20 protein-coding genes are annotated in these 16,507 nt (G+C 70.3%); 4 read left to right on the top strand and 16 right to left on the bottom strand.

All coding sequences use genetic code 11. From position 1 onward, the window contains the following. Positions 1-202: 202 nt before the first annotated feature. Entirely contained in the window at positions 203-814 is a 612-nt protein-coding gene (locus FVE25_RS28315; RefSeq protein WP_157250103.1) for a helix-turn-helix domain-containing protein, read from the bottom strand. Between the two features lie 104 nt (positions 815-918). On the opposite strand from FVE25_RS28315, the gene FVE25_RS28310 reads away from it, so the two are divergent. From FVE25_RS28310 to FVE25_RS28285, 4 genes are all read left to right on the top strand, one after another. After that, the gene (locus FVE25_RS28310; RefSeq protein WP_219825666.1) at positions 919-2,268 is read left to right on the top strand and encodes an MFS transporter; all 1,350 of its coding nucleotides are present in this window, start codon (positions 919-921) and stop codon (positions 2,266-2,268) included. A gap of 209 nt (positions 2,269-2,477) precedes the next feature. Then, positions 2,478-3,047, top strand: a complete 570-nt coding sequence (locus tag FVE25_RS28305; protein WP_157250102.1) for a M23 family metallopeptidase — start codon at positions 2,478-2,480, stop codon at positions 3,045-3,047. A 4-nt stretch (positions 3,048-3,051) separates the two neighbouring features. Then, positions 3,052-4,398, top strand: coding sequence for a tyrosine-type recombinase/integrase (locus tag FVE25_RS56855; protein ID WP_343046163.1), 1,347 nt, complete (start codon positions 3,052-3,054; stop codon positions 4,396-4,398). 398 nt (positions 4,399-4,796) lie between these two features. Then, positions 4,797-5,021, top strand: a complete 225-nt coding sequence (locus FVE25_RS28285; RefSeq protein WP_157250101.1) for a hypothetical protein — start codon at positions 4,797-4,799, stop codon at positions 5,019-5,021. On the opposite strand, the gene dprA is transcribed toward FVE25_RS28285, so the two are convergent. From dprA to FVE25_RS28210, 15 genes are all read right to left on the bottom strand, one after another. Next, positions 5,018-6,145: a DNA-processing protein DprA gene (dprA, locus tag FVE25_RS28280; protein ID WP_246267549.1), complete on the bottom strand. Its 1,128-nt coding sequence runs from the start codon at positions 6,143-6,145 to the stop codon at positions 5,018-5,020. The two genes, FVE25_RS28285 and dprA, sit on opposite strands and share 4 nt — an antisense overlap. A 218-nt stretch (positions 6,146-6,363) precedes the next feature. Further along, a complete protein-coding gene (locus tag FVE25_RS28275; RefSeq protein ID WP_157250099.1) occupies positions 6,364-7,893 on the bottom strand; it encodes a YifB family Mg chelatase-like AAA ATPase in 1,530 nt (509 codons plus the stop codon). Next, positions 7,894-8,247: a YraN family protein gene (locus FVE25_RS28270; RefSeq protein ID WP_157250098.1), complete on the bottom strand. Its 354-nt coding sequence runs from the start codon at positions 8,245-8,247 to the stop codon at positions 7,894-7,896. 93 nt (positions 8,248-8,340) lie between these two features. Next, the gene (locus FVE25_RS28265) at positions 8,341-8,664 is read right to left on the bottom strand and encodes a DUF2469 domain-containing protein (protein ID WP_157250097.1); all 324 of its coding nucleotides are present in this window, start codon (positions 8,662-8,664) and stop codon (positions 8,341-8,343) included. A 24-nt stretch (positions 8,665-8,688) separates the two neighbouring features. Continuing rightward, a complete protein-coding gene (locus tag FVE25_RS28260; protein WP_157250096.1) occupies positions 8,689-9,357 on the bottom strand; it encodes a ribonuclease HII in 669 nt (222 codons plus the stop codon). A gap of 50 nt (positions 9,358-9,407) precedes the next feature. Further along, the gene (gene lepB, locus FVE25_RS28255; RefSeq protein ID WP_157250095.1) at positions 9,408-9,998 is read right to left on the bottom strand and encodes a signal peptidase I; all 591 of its coding nucleotides are present in this window, start codon (positions 9,996-9,998) and stop codon (positions 9,408-9,410) included. Further along, positions 9,998-10,861: a signal peptidase I gene (gene lepB, locus FVE25_RS28250; RefSeq protein WP_157250094.1), complete on the bottom strand. Its 864-nt coding sequence runs from the start codon at positions 10,859-10,861 to the stop codon at positions 9,998-10,000. Before lepB (FVE25_RS28250) ends, lepB (FVE25_RS28255) begins: the two co-directional genes overlap by 1 nt. A 125-nt stretch (positions 10,862-10,986) precedes the next feature. After that, positions 10,987-11,349 carry a 50S ribosomal protein L19 gene (gene rplS / locus FVE25_RS28245; RefSeq protein ID WP_157250093.1) on the bottom strand — a complete coding sequence of 121 codons (363 nt, stop codon included), beginning with the start codon at positions 11,347-11,349 and terminating at the stop codon, positions 10,987-10,989. 140 nt (positions 11,350-11,489) lie between these two features. After that, positions 11,490-12,269 (bottom strand): tRNA (guanosine(37)-N1)-methyltransferase TrmD, encoded by a 780-nt coding sequence (trmD, locus tag FVE25_RS28240; RefSeq protein ID WP_157250210.1) that lies wholly within the window; start codon positions 12,267-12,269, stop codon positions 11,490-11,492. Further along, complete coding sequence (gene rimM / locus FVE25_RS28235; protein ID WP_157250092.1) at positions 12,269-12,778, bottom strand: ribosome maturation factor RimM; 510 nt, start codon at positions 12,776-12,778, stop codon at positions 12,269-12,271. Before rimM ends, trmD begins: the two co-directional genes overlap by 1 nt. Positions 12,779-12,981: 203 nt before the next feature. Then, the gene (locus tag FVE25_RS28230) at positions 12,982-13,227 is read right to left on the bottom strand and encodes an RNA-binding protein (RefSeq protein ID WP_148033779.1); all 246 of its coding nucleotides are present in this window, start codon (positions 13,225-13,227) and stop codon (positions 12,982-12,984) included. Position 13,228: 1 nt separating this feature from the next. Next, positions 13,229-13,690: a 30S ribosomal protein S16 gene (gene rpsP, locus FVE25_RS28225; protein WP_157250091.1), complete on the bottom strand. Its 462-nt coding sequence runs from the start codon at positions 13,688-13,690 to the stop codon at positions 13,229-13,231. Between the two features lie 222 nt (positions 13,691-13,912). Beyond that, a complete protein-coding gene (ffh, locus tag FVE25_RS28220; protein ID WP_157250090.1) occupies positions 13,913-15,478 on the bottom strand; it encodes a signal recognition particle protein in 1,566 nt (521 codons plus the stop codon). A gap of 58 nt (positions 15,479-15,536) precedes the next feature. Next, positions 15,537-16,124, bottom strand: coding sequence for a GTP-binding protein (locus FVE25_RS28215; protein WP_157250089.1), 588 nt, complete (start codon positions 16,122-16,124; stop codon positions 15,537-15,539). After that, positions 16,105-16,506: a DUF742 domain-containing protein gene (locus tag FVE25_RS28210; RefSeq protein ID WP_425489508.1), complete on the bottom strand. Its 402-nt coding sequence runs from the start codon at positions 16,504-16,506 to the stop codon at positions 16,105-16,107. The genes FVE25_RS28215 and FVE25_RS28210 overlap by 20 nt, the downstream gene beginning before the upstream one ends. Position 16,507: the final 1 nt, after the last annotated feature.

Below are 16,507 nucleotides of genomic sequence, written 5' to 3'. Positions count from 1 at the left end.
GCTGGTCCTCCAGGTTGGCGCGCTTGTGGGCGCGATTCTCGGTTGTGCCGCGGCAGCCGGGTACTGCCGCCCTGATGCCCCTGAGCAGTTCCTGCCGGGCCTTGCGGACCGGACCGAGGGATCGGCTCGCGGTGGGGCATGCGAAGTCGGCCTGTCACTGACAGGCCACCGGAAAGTGTACCTCCCGCGCTGACCTCACGGGTCAGACAGCGTCGTGGTCCTCGGTGGGCAGCCCGGGCACGCGCCGCTCAGGATGCAGGTAGAGGGTGAACAGCCCGACCGCCGAACGGGCCCCCTCCGGCGCCTCCTCCCGCTTCGCGGCCCGGTAGGGCTCCAGGAGGCTCACCATCTGCCTGCCGATCTCCCTCATCTCCTCGGCGGTGAGCCTGAGGTAGATCCGCTGCCAGGTCGAGGCGTCCCGCCACTCCGCCGACTCGCGCTCGACCTGGGCCATCGCCCGTCTCAGCTCTTTGTGCGCGTCGTCGTAGACGGCGTCGATCAGCAGTTCCTTGGCCGCGCGCAGCTCCGGCGGGTCCTCGGGGGCCGCCGCGTTCACGCGCAGTCCCCGGTCGATCCAGCGCCAGACGCGCTCCCTGCCGTCCCCGCGGGGCGGGGCGTCCTCGACGAAGCCGTATTTCGCCAGCATGCGCAGGTGGTAGCTGGCCGCGCTCGGGGTGACGCCAGCGACCTCCGCGATCTCGGTCGCGGTCGCCGGCCCCTCGATCTGGAGCCGGTTCAGCATCTCGAGGCGAGCGGGGTGGGCCAGTGCGCGCATCGCCTTGGGATCGCTGAGCAGAGGCTTCGGCTCGGTCATGCGCAAACGGTACCCGGATCAGATGTGAAGTATTGCCTTCACAGTTCTGAAGGATTACCTTCATAACTGTGAAGCGTTCCCTTCACAGTTTTGGAGACTCCCTCATGACCACGCCCCTGCGCAGGCAACCCGGCTATCGGCTCCTGTGGGCCTCCCGGACGATCTCCCTCACCGGGTCCGAGGTGTCCAAACTGGCCGTCCCTCTGGCCGGGGTCACTCTGCTGGCGGCCACGCCGTACCAGATGGGCCTGCTCACGGCCGCGGCCTTCATCCCCGCCCTCTTGTTCGGCCTGCAGGCCGGCGCCATCGCCGACCGCCTGCGCCGCCACCGGCCCCTGATGATCGCCTGCGAACTGGCCGCAGGGGCGGCCGCGCTCCTGGTCCCCGTCGCGTGGCTGCTGGGCGTCCTGTCCGTGCCCCTCCTCATCGCCGCCGCCTTCGCCATCGGCACCGCCGGCGTCGTCTTCCGCGCCGCCAGCTTCCCCCACCTGGCCGCCGTCGTCCCCCCGGCGCAACGCACCGAGGCCATGGCCGGGCTCCAGGCGTCCTACTCCGTGGCCTCGGTGGCCGGTCCCGGGCTCGGCGGGCTCCTGGTCCAGGTACTGACGGCGCCGCTGGCCGTACTCGTGGAAGGGTTGTCCTTCCTCCTGTCAGCCGTGCTGATGAGCCGCATCAGGACCCCGGAGCACAACGCCCCCGCCCCCTCCAGGGGCATGCTCCGCGACGTGGCCGACGGCCTGCGCGCCTGCCTGGCCCACCCGTCCCTGCGCGCCCTGCTGGGCGCCGGCGTGACCATCAACTTCTTCGCCATGGCCTACATCGCCGTGCACATGCTCTACATGGTCAACGTGCTGGAGATCCCCAAGGGCCTGATCGGCTACCTGGCGGCCCTGTCCGGCCTCGGCGGCCTGGCCGGCGCCTGGCTGACCGCCCGCCTGAGCCGATCGGCCGGGACGGACCGGCTGCTGCAGTGGTCCGTGGTGCTGTTCCCCGTCGACATCCTGACCGTGGGACTCATCGGGGGGCCGCTCTGGTGGAAGATCACCGCGATGTCACTCACCGCACTCGCCGTCGGGACGCTGGTGGTCATGTTCGCCACCTGCATGGGGGCGGTCCAACTCCGCGAGGCGCCACCAGGGCTGCGGGGCAGGGTGAACAGCACGTTCACCTTCGCCGTCCAGGGCGTCCTGGCGCTGGGCGGCGTGACCGGCGGCGCACTGGCCGAACTGGTGGGCCTCCGCCCCGTGGTCCTGCTGTGCGCCGCGGGGATGGCGCTGAGCGGAATCTGGATCTGGACCTCCCCCCTGCGCACCCGCACCCCTCCCCGCCACATCCCGCCCCCCGTCCCCGGCGAGTCCCTGTCCCTCCACCACCGCCGAACACCACACGCGAACATGACCCTTCCCAGCGCCATGTACGAACTCACCCTGGTAAAGATGCGCTCCCTCCTGTAGCCGATAAGGCCCCTCACCCAGACCACAGACCGCACCCGTGACCTGGACGGACCCACCCCCTCCAACCACCACAGACCGCACCCCGTGCCGACGGCCCGCACTCCCCGACAACGGAGCCCCATCCACAGCACGCGACCACGACAGCCCGTCATCCACAGAACCCGGTTCGCCCCCTCCAAAGCCCCGCCCAGTCCCGCATCCTTTCCGCCATGCCCCACCCCGCCCTCGCCCTCCTCCTGGCCCTGACCACGGTCCTGGCGCCACCCGTCCCACCCGCCACACCAACCTGGACCTGGCCAACCCCCGACAGCTCGCACATCCTGCGCCGCTTCACCCCACCCCCGGCCCCCTGGCTGTCCGGCCATCGCGGCGTAGACCTGGCCGCCAGCCCGGGCACAACCATCCACGCGGCAGGCGAAGGCACCATCGGCTACGCGGCCCCGCTGGCCGGCAGAGGCGTGGTCACCATCCACCACCCCAACGGCCTCCGCACCACCTACCTCCCCGTCCACCCATCGGTACGGCGCGGCCAGCAGGTCACTACCGGCACCCCCATAGGCACCCTCCAGTCCCTGCCCACCCCGCACTGCCAGAGCCACTGCCTGCACTGGGGCCTACTCCGCGACCGCCGCTACCTGGACCCCCTCCTCCTGACCGGCACCGGCCTGATCCGCCTACTCCCACACTGGCCCGCAAACCCCCCAGAACCCCGCCCAGAGAACCACCCGCCGCCACCAGCCCCGACGATGAGCAAGAAGTGGCAGATCGGGGCAGAGTAAGACCATGCCGACTGGTACCCGTTCACCCGAACCCAGCCACCTCACCCCGGAGGTGGCGGAGATCGTCACCGCCTTCGAACGGCACCTCCGGCTTGAACGCGACCTCTCCCCCCACACGATCCGCGCCTACGTCTCCGACATAACCGCCCTCCTAGACCACCTGAAAACCCTCACCCACAAGCAACCCCACCCTCACACCGACACCGCCGACACCGACACCGACACCGACACCGACACCGACACCGACACCGACACCGACACATCAAGCACCATCCCCACCCCCACCCGCCCAGGAAGCAAGGCCAACCACCACCCCACATACACCACCCCGGCCCCAAGCACCGTGGGCCGGAACACCCCTGGCCAAAGCACACACGACCAGAACACCCTGGGCCGGAACACACGCGACCAGAACACCCCAGGCCGGAACACCCCGGGCCGGAGCAACCTGGACCGAAGCACGCTGGAGCAGAACGCGCTCGAGCGGAACGCGCCGAACCAGCACGGAGCCCCGACCCCCAACGCCCAGGACCAGAACGCAACCCCGGTGCGAAGCGCCGCCGGGAATGACCCCATGCCCGAGGTCGTCGCTTGGCTGGATGCCCTCGACATCGCCGTGCTCCGCCACTGGTTGGCCGCCCAGCACGCGGAGGGGTTGTCCCGTGCGACCCTCGCCCGCCGTACCGCCTGCGCGAGGACCTTCACCACGTTCTGCCACCGGCAGGGCTGGCTCCCCACCGACCCCGGACTTCTGCTGGCCAGCGCCAAGGCCCAGAAGACCCTCCCCGCAGTCCTGGACCAGCCCCAAGCCCAGACGGCCCTGACCCCACCCGAGGACCCCACCCCAAGATCCCTGAGAGACCACGCGATCCTCGAACTCCTCTACGCGACCGGCATCCGCGTGAGCGAACTCTGCGCCCTGGACGTGGACGACGTCGACCGGGACCGTCACGTCATCCGTGTCCTGGGCAAGGGCCGTAAGGAACGCACCGTCCCCTTCGGCCTCCCGTCCCTGCGTGCCTTGGACGCGTGGTGCATCAACGCCCGCCCCCTCTGGACCACCCCGCACTCCGGGGCGGCGCTTTTCCTGGGCGTACGAGGTGGCCGGATAGACGCCGGCACCGTCCGCCGCATCGTCCACGCCCGCCTGCGCCAGGTGGACGGCGCCCCCGACCTCAGCCCCCACGGCCTGCGCCACACCGCCGCCACCCACCTCCTGGAGGGCGGCGCCGACCTCCGCAGCGTCCAGGAACTCCTCGGCCACGCCTCCCTGAACACCACCCAGATCTACACCCACGTCTCCATAGACCGCCTCCGCGCCGCCTACCGCCAAGCCCACCCCCGCGCCTGACCCAACCCCTCCACCGCCGCAGGAGCCGAGAGCGGCGTTCGGCTGGCAGTTCACTTCGCTGGTGTGGTTACACATAAGACGCCCCTCGCATGACCGCGAACACGTCGGCGTGCCAGTGAGCGTGGAAGGAAGGCCGGCTTCCGCGCGGTAGCAGGCGGTAGCAGGCGGGCAGGCGGGCAGGCGGGCAGGCGGGCAGGCGGGCAGGCGGGCAGGCGGGCAGGCGGAGCGTAGAGGGGAGTCCGTCCCCGCGTCGAGGCGAGCATGAACACAACCCGCCGAATGGGGCCACCCCGCACCCGCGACAGCCATGAACACGAACCGCAGAAGAAGGCCACCCCAAGCCGTAATAACCATGAACACGAACCGCGGGAGGGGAGCCGGCCCGTCCGGTGGCAAGCGTGAGCGCGGAACGTTGGAGCGCCAAAGGGAACCCGTTCGCCGCCGTGGTGAGCCTGAACGCGGAGCGCAAGGCGAACCCCTCCCGCGCCGTGACGAACCCCTCCCGCGCCGTGACGAACCCCTCCCGCGCCGTGACGAACCCCTCCCGCGCCGTGACGAACCCCTCCCGCGCCGTGACGAACCCTTCGCGCAGGCCCCCTGGCGAGCAGGGGCCAGTGAGCTAGCACGGGGTCACGGTTCGTGGTTTGAGGCGCCAGCCACGAGGCGTCCGGAGTACGTACCCGGCCGCCGCGAGGCTGCCCAGAGCGCTCAGGGTCGCGGAAAGGTCTGTGCCCGCGGCTACCGCGATACTGGCGGGCCCCGCACCACCGGTGCCCGGTACCGCGTCCAGAACCCTCCTAGCCGTCTCTGAGAGCGCGTCACGGGCCACCACAGGACCCCTCTGGGCCGGGGCCAGGTCGTCGCCGATCCTGCCGACCAGATCGATGAGTTCCTCGGGACTGGTCACGCAGACCGCGTCGCGCTCGCGCAGCAGGCGGTGGCAGCCGGCCGACAGCTCGGAGGTGATGGGGCCCGGGACGGCGGCCAGGTGGCGGGACAGGGATTGGGCGTGGACGGCGGTGTTGGCGGCACCGCTGCGCAGGGCGGCCTCGACGACGAGCGTGCCCGGGGAGAGGGCGGCGATCAGGCGGTTTCTGATCAGGAAGCGGGATCGGGTGGGATGGACGCCCGGCGGGCACTCGCTGACCACCGCCCCCTCCTCGCGGATCTGAGCCAGCAGGTCGTGGTGGGCGGCGGGGTAGGAGACGTCGGTCCCGCAGGCGAGGACGGCGATCGTGGGACCGCCGGCGGCCAGGGCTCCGCGGTGCGCGGCGGCGTCGATGCCCAGGGCGGCGCCGGAGATGACGCTCCAGCCGGAGTCGGCCAGCGTGGCGGCGAAGTGCGCGGCCACATGCAGACCGTACGGCGTGGCCGCCCGGGCGCCGACGATCGCCACCGAACGCAGGCAGGAGTAGCGAAGGTCGGCGGTGCCGTGCACCCACAGGCCCAGCGGGCGGCGGTCACCCAGGTGGTCGAGCTGGGTGGGCCATTGCGGGGTGCCCGGCACGACCAGGTGGGCACCGGTCCGCTCGCCGGCCGCCAGATCGGCCTCGGGGTCGGCGGCGGCCAGGCGGGCTCGCCAGGTTCGCAGCCTGCCGGTCAGCTGGGCCCGCGCGTCCTCCTCGACGTCCAGGAGGCGGCCGGTGCGGATCAGGTCCAGGGTCTTCAGGGGGCCGTGGCGGGCCACGACGCCGCCCATCAGCGGGTCGCCCGCGTCCGCCGCCCGCATCAGAGCGGCCCGGGCCACGATGTCGGACCCACGGCACCCCGTCAACGCCCCAGCACCGCCACGAGAGGTCACCTCCCCACCGCCACGGGAGGTCGTCTCCCCACCGCCGAGGGAGGTCGTCTCCCCACCGCCGAGGGAGGTCGTCTCCCCACCGCCGAGGGAGGTCACCGCCCCGCCGGCGCGAGGCGCCGGCTCCCCTCCACCTTGCGGCCTCCCGGCCTCACCCTCCCCGGTCATCAGACCCCCATCCACAGGGCATAGGCGGTGGCGACCTCTTCCGCCTCGGGGCGGTCCTTCCCCGTCAGGTCGGCCAGCGTCCAGGAGACGCGCATGATGCGATCCAGCCCCCGATTGCTCAGCGAACCCGTCTCCAGCCCGCTGGAAAGCGGCTTCATGGCATCCTCCGACGGCCGGAAGTCCGCGTGCAGGGTGGTGGACGGGATCTCGGCGTTGGTCCGCCACGGTGTTCCGGCCAGCCGTTTGGCGGCGCGTTCGCGGGCCATGCGCACCCGGTCGGCCACCACGGCGCTGGACTCCACGAACTGGCGGTCGGCCAGGAGCTCCCTCTTGGACGAGCGGGCCACCATGACCTTCATGTCGACGCGATCCAGCAACGGGCCGGACAGTTTGCCGAGGTAGCGGCGCTTGATCGTCGGAGTGCAGCGGCAGCTTTCCGACGGGTCCTGCGGCTGGGCGCACGGGCAGGGGTTGGCGGCGAGGACCAGCATGAAGCGGGCCGGGAAGGTGACCGAGCCGGCGGCCCGTGACACCGTGACGTATCCGGCCTCCAGGGGCTGGCGGAGCGAGTCCAGGACCGGCCGGGGGAACTCCGGGGCCTCGTCCAGGAACAGCACGCCCCTGTGGGCCAGCGAGGCCGCGCCCGGGCGGACGACGGTGCTGCCGCCGCCCACTATCGCGGCCGCCGTGGCCGTGTGGTGGGGGCTGACGAACGGCGGGCGGCTCATCATCGGGCTGTCCGGAGGCAGCACCCCGGCCACCGAGTGGATGGCCGTCACCTCCAGGGCGTGGTCCGGCTCCAGGTCGGGCAGGAGCGTCGGCAGCCGCTCGGCCAGCAGGGTCTTGCCGGTGCCCGGCGGCCCGAGCATCCACAGGTTGTGGCCGCCTGCCGCGCACACCTCCAGGGCCCGCCGGCCCAGCGGCTGACCGACCACGTCGGCCAGGTCGACGCCGGGGTGCGTCGTGGTCGTGGCCGCGGCGGGCGGTTCGGCGGCGGGGGCCTGCGGCGGCGGGGCGCCTTTGCGCAGCCACTCCGCCAGCTGGCGCAGGTCGTGGACGGGCACGACCTTCACCCCCGGGACCAGGGCCGCCTCGGCCGCGTTGGCCGCCGGCACCACCACGGTCGCGCCGTCTTCACCGGCCGTGCTCAGGACGGCGGGCAGGATGCCGCGCACCGCCCGCAGCCGCCCGTCGAGGCCGAGCTCGCCCAGGAAGAAGTACGACACCAGGCGCTCACCCGGAACCACCCCGGCCGCCCCCAGGATGGCCACCGCGATCGCCAGGTCGAACTGGCTGCCCCGCTTGGGCAGGCCGGCCGGGAACAGGCTGACCGTGATGCGCGCGTCGGGCCACGGGTAGCTGCTGTTGACCAGCGCCGAGCGAACGCGTTCCCTGGCCTCGCTGAGCGTGGTGTCGGGCAGGCCGATCAGCGAGATGCCCGCCAGGCCGTTGCCGACGTCGGCCTCGACCTCGACGGCATGGCCGGTGACGCCGATCAGGGTGACGCTGCGCGTGCGGGCCACGGCCATTCAGATCGCCCCCCGCACGTGCCGGATGGCGAAGTCGCCGGCGAAGCGCTCCAGGGCGATGACGTCCACGCGGACGGTGCGGAAGGAGTGCGGCTGCTCGGCCAGCCAGAGCGCGGCCAGCCTGCGCAGGCGGCGCAGCTTGGCCGGCCGTACCGACTCCAGGGCGCTGCCGTGGGAGCGGCTGGAGCGGGTCTTGACCTCCACCACCACCAGGCGGGAGCCGTCGCGAGCGAGGATGTCGATCTCGCCGTGGCGGCAGCGCCAGTTGCGCTCGATGATCTCCATGCCCTCGGACTCGAGGTACTCGACGGCAAGCTGCTCGCCTCGCCTGCCGAGGTCTTGTTTCGCGGCCATGGCGAAGACTGTCGCGCAGGCGGCGCTCCGGGAAATCGCCGAGCGTGATTCTGGGGACAGCCGGGCGTCAAGGCGCCGGGCTGTGGACAACTCCTACTTGGAGAAACCCTCCTTGGGCATCTCGAGGTCGGATTTGGCCAGTTCCTCCACGTTCACATCCTTGAACGTGACCACACGGACGTTCTTCACAAACCGCGCAGGGCGATACATATCCCACACCCAGGCGTCCTGCATCTTCACGTCGAAGAACACATCGCCGTTGCCGGCCGTCTTCACGTCCAGGTCGACCGAGTTCGTGAGGTAAAAGCGCCGCTCGGTCTCCACGACGTAGGTGAACAGGCCCACGACATCCCGGTACTCGCGGTAAAGCTGCAGCTCCATCTCGGTTTCGTACTTTTCGAGATCTTCTGCGCTCATCGCGTCCCTCCTGTCGTTCCGAGGTCAGGCAACCCCGGCCCCCATTTCATTGTCGCCCATCTCCCTGGCCACCGTGACGAACGAGAACCTGTGGTGCGAGCACGGACCTTGGGCCTCGAGCGCCAGCCGGTGCCGAGCGGTGGTGTACCCCTTGTGCTCGGCGAAGCCGTACGCCGGAAAGTCCACGTCCAGCGAGACCATCATGCGGTCCCTCGTCACCTTCGCCACGATGGACGCCGCCGCCACGCACGCGGCGACCTGATCTCCCTTCCACACCGCCAGCGACGGCGCCGGGAGCCCCGGCACGGGAAAGCCGTCGGTCAGGATGTACTCCGGGTCTGTGGTCAACCGCGCGACCGCCCGCCGCATTCCCTCGACATTGCAGCGGTGCAGGCCACGGGCGTCGATCTCCCCCGGTGGGATGACCACCACGCCGACGTCGGCGTGCTTGGTCACCTGTGTGTAGAGGCGTTCGCGGGTGGCGGCCGTGAGCAGCTTGGAGTCCCCCAGCCCGGGAATCTCCTTGCGCAGGATGACCGCCGCCACCACCAGCGGGCCGGCGCAGGCGCCCCTGCCGGCCTCGTCGACCCCCGCGATCGGAGTGAGCCCCCGGCGCGCGAGCGCTCTCTCGTAGGCGTACAGTCCGGAGTCGCGCCGGACAACGCTCGGGCGGGGGCGGAACGCAACTGTCATGACTAACGCAGCGTACGCCCCAAGAGCCGCAAACCGCGACCGGAAAGGGCTTACTTCACCTTGTCGAAGATCTCCGGCCGCTGGAAGATCTCCCCGCGGCCGAGCGGCCAGTAGCGCACGACGGCCTTGCCGATCACGTCCTCTTCCGAGATCCAGCCGGCGTCGCCGCCGTTCTTGATCTGGGAACGGGAGTCCTGCGAGGCCGAGCGGTGATCGCCCATCAGGAACAACTTGCCCGGCGGCACGGTGTACTTGAACTCGTCGCCGGACGGCTCGTCGTCGGGGTGGAGGTAGGACTTCTCCTCCAGCGGGACGCCGTTGACCGTGACCCTGCCCTTGTTGCAGCACTGCACCTTGTCGCCGCCGACGCCGATGACGCGCTTGATGGTGTCCTCGCCGTTCCAGCCCTTGAAGACCACGATGTCACCGCGCTCCGGCTTGCCCGCGAGCTTGTTGACGAACACCCGGTCGTTGATCTGCAGGGTGTTCTCCATCGACTCCGACGGGATGTAGAAGGAGCCGACCACGAACGCCTGCAGCAGCAACGCCACGCCGACGCCCAGCACCAGGAGGAGGATGGTCTCGCGGAAGCCGCCGCCCTTTTTCTTCTTCGCGGGCTCCGCCTTCTTGGTGACGGCCATCAACGCTTCCTCCTCAGCACCCACCGCCGGCGGATCAGCACCAGCGGCACCGCGAACGCGAACCCGGCCAGCAGAGGCGTGGCCCCGGCCATCGCCTGCAGGGCAGGCTGGGCGAAGGTGTCGGGAATGGGCAGCACCCCCGCCCGCGAGAACGGCCAGACGATCACGAACGCCCGCCCGATGACCTGGCTCTCCGGGATGGAACCGCCTCCGGGATCGCCCTGATGCGCCCGCGAGTCGAGGGAGACCATGCGATGGTCGCCCATCACCCACAGCCGCCCCTCGGGAACCGTGATCTCGAACGGCTCGCGCGAGGGCACGTTGCCCGGGTAGAGGTAGCTCTCCTCGTCCAGGGCGACGCCGTTGACGGTGATGCGTCCCTTGGCGTCGCAGCACTTGACGTGGTCGCCGCCGACGCCGATGACCCGCTTGATGTAGTCCTTCTCGCCCGGCACCACGCCGAAGGCGGTGCCGACCCAGCGGAAGAAGGCCGCGATCGGGTTGGACGGCTCCTCCAGGACGAACTCGCCGTCCCAGGAGTCGACGCCCGAGAAGACCACGACGTCACCGCGCTCGATGTCACGCGTGTGGTAGACCAGCTTGTTCACGAGCACCCTGTCGTTCTTGAGCAGGGTGTTCTCCATCGACTCAGACGGAATGTAGAACGCCTGGATCACGAACGTCTTGATGATCAAGGCCAAAACGAGGGCCACGACGACCAGGACGGGGAGTTCCTTCCAGAACGACCCCTTTTTGTCCTTCTTCTTGCCGTCCTTAGCCTTCTGAGTCTCTTCGGCGACCACGTCCACCTCGTCCTTGACAGGGCGGCGCACAGCGCCGTGCTCCTGGCTGTCGCTAGTCATCGCTGACGAGCCTAGATGATGGATCGGCTCGACAAGCCTCGACCGACGGTACACCGGCCTGCGAGTCGCTCCATATAAAGAAATGCCCGGTACGGCAAAGCAGTACCGGGCTCTTTTGACTCGCCTTACTTGGCGGGCACGCTCTCGCGCTTCTCGCGGATGCGCGCGGCCTTGCCGCGCAGGTCGCGCATGTAGTAGAGCTTGGCGCGGCGGACGTCACCGCGGGTGACCAGCACGATCTTCTCGATGACCGGGCTGTGGACCGGGAAGGTGCGCTCGACGCCGACGCCGTAGCTCACCTTGCGGACGGTGAAGGTCTCGCGGGCGCCGGCGCCCTGGCGGCGCAGCACGAAGCCCTTGAACACCTGGATACGCGAGCGGTTGCCTTCGACGACGCGCACGTGCACCTCGAGCGTGTCACCGGGACGGAAGCCCGGTACGTCGCTGCGCAGGGTCGCCTTCTCGAGCTCCTGGATCTTCGTGTGCATGAGAGCTGTTACCTCAAAGTCTTCGCGAGCACGCGGAGGTCCACCCGGCCGCGGCTCGCGGCGGACACGCCTGCTTCATGGGTGAACCCGGGGCGTTCCCCGGGCACGACGAACCAACCACATGACGGGTTGGCAGCGCTTCAGTTTGCCACATCTTCCGGCCCGACGCGAAACGACAGCTCGCCGAGCAGCGCCCGGTCGTGCTTGTCGAGCGTCGCGGGGTCCAGCCCGGCCGCGAGTTCCGGCCGGTTGGCGATGGTACGGCGCAGCGCCTGGTCACGCCGCCACCGGGCCACCTTCCCGTGATGCCCGCTGAGCAGGACGGCAGGCACCTCGTGCCCCCGCCACACCGGCGGCTTGGTGTAAACCGGGCCCTCCAGCAGATTCCGCATCGCCCCGGGCGCGAACGAGTCGTCCACGGCCGAGCACGCGTTGCCCAGCACGCCGGGCAGCAGCCTGCCGATGGCCTCCACCATGACCAGCACCGCGACCTCGCCGCCGGCCAGCACGTAGTCGCCGATGCTGACCTCGTCCACGCGCAGGCGGGAGCCGTACTCGGTCATGACGCGCGAGTCGATGCCCTCGTAGCGCCCGCAGCAGAACAGCAGCCACGGCTCGCGGGCGAGTTCCTGGGCGAGTTCCTGCGTGAACGGACGGCCGCTGGGCGTGGGGACGATCATGCGCGGCGTCCCGTCGCCGATCACGTCGTCGATGGCCTCGCCCCAGACCTCGGGCTTCATGACCATGCCGGGGCCGCCGCCGTAGGGGGTGTCGTCCACGGTCTTGTGCACGTCGCGCGTCCAGTCGCGCAGCTGGTGGAGGCGGACGTCGAGGGTGCCGCGCTCGCGCGCCTTGCCGATCAGCGAGACGTCCAGCGGGGTGAAGTACTCGGGGAAGATCGAGACGATGTCGAGGCGCATCATGGTTCGAGCAGCCCCTCGGGCGGATCCACGACCAGCTTGCCCGCCTCCAGGTCGACCTCGGGCACCAGTGCCTTCACGAACGGGATCAGCGCGTCGTCCCTGCCCTTGCCCCGCCGTACCACCAGCAGGTCCTGCCCGTGGTGGAGCACGTCGGACACCTCGCCCACGGGCGCGCCGTCGGCGGTGACGACGGCCAGCCCGATGAGCTGGTGGTCGTGGAACTCGTCGGGATCGTCGGAAGGCACCACGTCGGCCGAGTCGATGACGAGCATGGTGCCGCGCAGTTCCTCGGCCGCGTCACGGCCGGCGACCCCGGCGAAGCGCACCAGCAGGGCGCCCTTGTGCCAGCGCAGGGTCTCCACCTGCAGCGGCCCGCGCGCGGCGGGCTCGGTCGCGATCGCGACGCCGGGCGCGAACCGCAGCTCGGGCTCGTCGGTGCGCACCTCGACGGTGACCTCGCCCCGCACGCCGTGTGGCCGTCCCACCCGCCCCACCACTAGCTGCACGATCTCTTCCCCTTCGTTCCTGTTACGGCGGAGCCGCAGCCACCGCCACCCGCCGCCGCGCGCGGGCGCCGATCGTAGGGTCGCTTCTCACGTCGGACGTGGTCCCCGCCGCAACGGTCCTCGTGACCCACCCGGCGCTGAACCCCGGCCAAACGCGAGCGCCCCCACCGGGTGAACCGATGAGGGCGCGTGACTCCTGCGGGCTAACGGACCGCTTCGTGCAGGTCGAGCAGGTCGACCCGGACGTACTTGCCGTCAGCCAGAGCGTTTACGACGGTGCGCAGCGCCTTGGCGGTGCGCCCACCGCGGCCGATGACCTTGCCGAGGTCGTCGGGGTGCACCCGGACCTCGAGAACGCGCCCGCTGCGGATGCGGCGTGCGCGGACCCGGACGTCGTCGGGATGTTCGACGATGCCCTTAACGAGGTGCTCGAGGGCCTCCTCGAGCACGTCAGCCCTCGCCCTCGGCCGGGGTCTCGGCCGGGGTCTCGGCGGCGGCCTCGGCCGGAGCCTCGTCCTTCTTGGGCTTCGCCTTCTTCGGCGTGGTGGCGGAGGTGCCGGTGTCGCCACCGGAGAGGGCCTCCTTGGCGGCGGCCTCGTAGGCGGCGTGCCGGTCGGAGGGGGCCTCGGCGACCTTCAGCGGGGCCGGGGCCGGCTCGCCCTTGAACTTCTGCCAGTCACCGGTGAGCTTGAGCAGCTTGAGCACGGGCTCGGTCGGCTGCGCGCCCACACCCAGCCAGTACGCGGCGCGCTCGGCGTCGATCTGGATGAGCGAAGGGTTCTGCTTCGGGTGGTACAGGCCGATCTCCTCGATCGCCCGGCCGTCACGCTTGGTGCGGCTGTCGGCGACGACGATGCGGTACTGCGGGTTGCGGATCATGCCGAGCCGCTTGAGCTTGATCTTGACTGCCACGGGTGTGGTCTCTCCTGCAATCGAGCGTGGGTGAACGGTTTGCCGTCGAGTGGGGCACGATGGCGGGCCGCTCGAGGGACAGACGCGGCCTGCGGGAGGTGAGAGGGCACCCGCCTGGTCACGGTGTTCCAACATGCCATTGTGCCAGACCGCGGACACTGCCAGCGACAGGCACACGGGTACGGCGGCGCCCCGCCGTACCCGTGAAGCCGGAAAGCGGCGCTACTTCTTGTCGTCGCCCGGGAACTGGAACTTCGACGGGTCGAATCCGGGCGGGAGCTGCATGCCGGGCGGCAGCTTGGGCCCGCCGCCGAGGTTGCCGAGCAGGCCGCCCTTCTTGGGGGGCTGGGGCGCGTCCTCGTCGGCGGACTGCGCCTTGCCCAGCGCCTGCTTGCGCGGGTCGCCGCTGACCCGGCGGCCCTTCTTGTTCTTCTTCTGCTGCTTGGCCACCTTGCCCCGGCCGCCGGGCATGCCGGGGATGCCCATGCCGCCGGCCATCCGCTTCATCATCTTCTGGGCCTCGAAGAAGCGGGTGACGAGGTTGCTGACCGCGGTGACCGTGACGCCGGAGCCGGCGGCGATGCGGGCCCGGCGGGAGCCGTTGATGATCTTCGGGTCGGAGCGCTCGCCCGGGGTCATCGAGCGGATGATCGCGGCGATGCGGTCGAGGTCGCGGTCGTCGATGGAGTTGAGCTGGTCGCGCATCTGCCCCATGCCGGGCATCATGCCGAGCAGGTTCTTGATGGGGCCCATCTTCTGGACCATCATCATCTGCTCGAGGAAGTCCTCCAGCGTGAAGTTCTCGCCCGAGGTGAGCTTGCCCGCCATCTTGGCGGCCTGCTCCTCGTCGAAGGTCTTCTGGGCCTGCTCGATCAGGGTGAGGATGTCACCCATGTCGAGGATGCGGGAGGCCATCCGGTCGGGGTGGAAGGCGTCGAAGTCTTCCAGCTTCTCGCCCGTGGAGGCGAACATGATGGGCCGGCCGGTGATGTGCCGCACCGACAGCGCGGCGCCGCCGCGGGCGTCGCCGTCGAGCTTGGTGAGCACCACGCCGTCGAAGCCGACGCCGTCCATGAACGCCTGCGCCGTCGTGACCGCGTCCTGGCCGATCATGGCGTCGACCACGAACAGGACCTCGTCCGGCGTGACCGCGTCGCGGATGTCGGCGGCCTGCTTCATCATCTCCTGGTCGATGCCCAGGCGGCCGGCGGTGTCGATGATGACGACGTCGTGCTGCTTCTGGCGAGCGACGTCGATCGACTCGCGGGCGACCGCCACGGGGTCGCCGACGCCGTTGCCGGGCTGGGGCGCGTAGGTGACGACCCCGGCGCGCTCGCCCACGACCTGGAGCTGGTTGACCGCGTTGGGGCGCTGCAGGTCGGCGGCGACCAGCAGCGGCGCGTGACCCTGCTCGCGCAGCCAGCGGGCCAGCTTGCCGGCGAGCGTGGTCTTGCCGGCGCCCTGGAGGCCGGCGAGCATGATGACCGTCGGCGGGGTCTTGGCGTAGCGCAGCCTGCGGGTCTCGCCGCCGAGGATGGCGATCAGCTCGTCGTTGACGATCTTGACGACCTGCTGCGCAGGGTTGAGCGCCCCGGAGACCTCCGTGCCCCGGGCACGCTCCTTGACCTGGGCGACGAACGCCTTGACCACGGGCAGCGCGACATCGGCCTCGAGCAGCGCGATGCGGATCTCGCGGGTGGTGGCGTCGATGTCGGCGTCGGACAGCCGACCCTTGGATCGGAGGGAGGAGAAGACCGATGTCAGCCGGTCGGAAAGCGTCTCGAACACGTGGTTGGCCAGTCCTCGATGCGGTTATGCGTGGTCTGGACCCAGCCTAGTCGCTCATTCAGCCGTTCCAGCCGGGCACGGCCATCCGCACCGTCAGCGCGTGCTCGACCAGATGGATGAGCGCGCTCTTGACCGAGTCCTTGGACCTGGCGTCCAGCCGTACCAGCGGGATGTGCGGCGCCAGGGTGAGCGCGTCGCGCACCTCGGCGTCGCTGTGCGGGTACTGCCCGTCCCAGCCGTTGACGCCCACGATGAAGGGCAGCTGCGCCTCTTCGAAGTAGTCGATGGCCGGGAAGCTGTCGGCCAGGCGGCGCGTGTCCACCAGGACCACGGCCCCGATGGCGCCGCGGACCAGGTCGTCCCACATGAACCAGAACCGGTGCTGTCCGGGCGTGCCGAACAGGTACAGGATCAGGTCGCGATCCAGCGACACGCGGCCGAAGTCCATCGCCACGGTGGTGGTGGACTTCAGGGGCGTCATCCCGAGGTCGTCGATGCCCGCGGAGGCGTCGGTCATGACCGCCTCCGTGGTCAGCGGCATGATCTCCGACACCGCGCCGACGAACGTCGTCTTACCGACACCGAAACCTCCGGCCACCACGATCTTCGTCGAGGTGAGGCCGGGGCTAGAGCCTGCGAAGTCCACTGAGCACCCTTTCGAGCAAAGACACGTCCGGCCTTCCGGCTTCCAGCGCTGGCTGGTGCACTCGGACCAGACCTTCGGCCGCCATGTCGGCGATCAGGACCCGCACCACGCCCAGCGGTATCCGCAGCAGCGCGGAGACCTCGGCGACCGACCGCACCTGACGGCACAGCTGGGAGATCGCCTGGTACTCGGGGGTGATGTGCGAGAACTCCCGGTGCTCGGCCGTGGCCGAGGACACCAGGGCCTCCATCGCCAGCTTGACCCTGGGCGCGGTGCGCCCTCCCGTCACCGCGTAGGGGCGCACGGGTGACGCGGGATCGTTGTGGGGCGGTGGCGGGGGTTCCCAGCCGCCGCCGCTGTTCCAGCTAGTATGGCCGTTCACG

It is taken from the genome of Nonomuraea typhae (assembly GCF_009760925.1).
GTDB classification, from domain to species: domain Bacteria; phylum Actinomycetota; class Actinomycetes; order Streptosporangiales; family Streptosporangiaceae; genus Nonomuraea; species Nonomuraea typhae.
The sequence above is the reverse complement of the archived record's forward strand: the minus strand, read 5'-3'. Positions and strand labels throughout refer to the sequence as shown.